At 69.9% G+C, this 1,631-nt stretch carries 1 protein-coding gene; it reads left to right on the top strand.

The window, feature by feature from the left end; all coding sequences use genetic code 11:
- Nucleotides 1-102 precede the first annotated feature (102 nt).
- Nucleotides 103-1,631: replication restart helicase PriA (priA, locus tag GH737_RS14705; protein WP_230558849.1), on the top strand; the 1,529-nt coding region annotated here is incomplete at its 3' end.

Raw genomic sequence — 1,631 nt, 5'->3', positions numbered from 1 at the left:
GCGGTTTCCGGGAGGTACCAGCGTTCCCCGAGACCGGCGCTGCCGAGGTCGAAGCGCAGGTCCCCGCTGATCGGCGTCAGGTGGGTCTCGAAGAAGCCGAACTTGCCTTCGAACACGGATTGCGGGCTGGTCAACGCCGGCGCTCTGGAACCCGTCGCGGTCGACGCCGACCGGCCACTCGCCTGCCCCGACCCCGACCATGCGCCGCCCGATCTCAACGACGACCAGCGCGAAGCTGCGACGAGCCTCGCGTCCGCCATCGGCAAGGGCTTCGACCCGGTCCTGCTCGACGGCGTGACCGGCTCGGGCAAGACCGAGGTTTATTTCGAGGCGATCGCCGAGTGCCTGCGCCACGGCAGGCAGGCATTGGTGCTGCTTCCCGAGATCGCGCTCACCGAGCCTTTCCTCAAGCGCTTCGAGGCGCGCTTTGGCTGCGCTCCGGTCGCCTGGCATTCCGACCTTCGCTCGTCACAGCGACGCCGCGCGTGGCGCGGGATCGCCAGCGGCGAGGCGGCGGTCACCGTCGGCGCGCGTTCGGCGCTGTTCCTGCCCTATCCCAAGCTCGGGCTGATCGTCGTCGACGAAGCCCACGAGCCGAGCTTCAAGCAGGAGGACGGCGTGCAGTATCACGCCCGCGACACCGCGGTGATGCGCGCCAAGTTCGAGGACATTCCGGTGATCCTGTCGACCGCGACCCCGCCGATCGAGAGCCGCCACATGGTCGAGCTCGGCCGCTATCGCGAGGTTGCTCTACCGCAGCGCTTCGCCGGCGCGTCGATGCCGTCAATTGCCGCGATCGACATGACCCAGGACCCGCCGCCGCGTGGGCGCTGGCTGGCGCCGACGCTGGTCGCTGAGCTCGAAGCCAATCTCGACCACGGCGAGCAGAGTCTGCTGTTCCTCAACCGCCGCGGCTTCGCCCCGCTGACCTTGTGCCGTCACTGCGGCCACCGCTTCCAATGCCCCAATTGCACGGCGTGGATGGTCGAGCACCGGCTGATGCACCGGCTCGCCTGCCACCATTGCGGGCATGTCATGCCCCCTCCGAAAGCTTGCCCCGAGTGCGGCGAGGAAGACAGCCTGGTGGCCTGCGGGCCGGGCGTCGAGCGAATTGCCGACGAAGTCGCGGCTTTGTTCCCCGAAGCGCGGACCGCGATCGTCACGTCGGACACCATCTGGTCGCCGCTGCGCGCGGCGGAATTCGTCGGCGCGATGGAAGCGGGCGCGATCGACGTGGTGATCGGCACGCAACTCGTCACCAAGGGCTATCACTTCCCCAACCTGACCCTGGTCGGCGTGGTCGACGCGGACCTGGGGCTGTCAGGCGGGGACCTGCGCGCCGCCGAGCGCAGCTTCCAGCAGATCCAGCAGGTCGCGGGCCGGGCCGGGCGCGGCGACAAGCCGGGGCGTGTCCTGGTGCAGACCCACGACCCCGACTCACCGGTCATCGCGGCCTTGGTCTCAGGGGACGCCGCCGGCTTCTACGCTGCCGAAACCGATGCCCGGCGCGAGGCGGCGATGCCGCCGTTCGGCCGCCTCGCCGCGATCGTCGTCTCCGCGGAGGATTCGAGCGAAGCCGAAGGGGTCGCGCGCCGCATCGGCAATGCGGCACCGCAGGTGGACGGGATGGC

The sequence above is a fragment of the Sphingomonas segetis genome (genome assembly GCF_009720245.1).
Lineage (GTDB): Bacteria > Pseudomonadota > Alphaproteobacteria > Sphingomonadales > Sphingomonadaceae > Sphingomicrobium > Sphingomicrobium segetis.
Note: the sequence above shows the minus strand (reverse complement) of the source record. Positions and strands in the feature narration are given on the sequence as shown.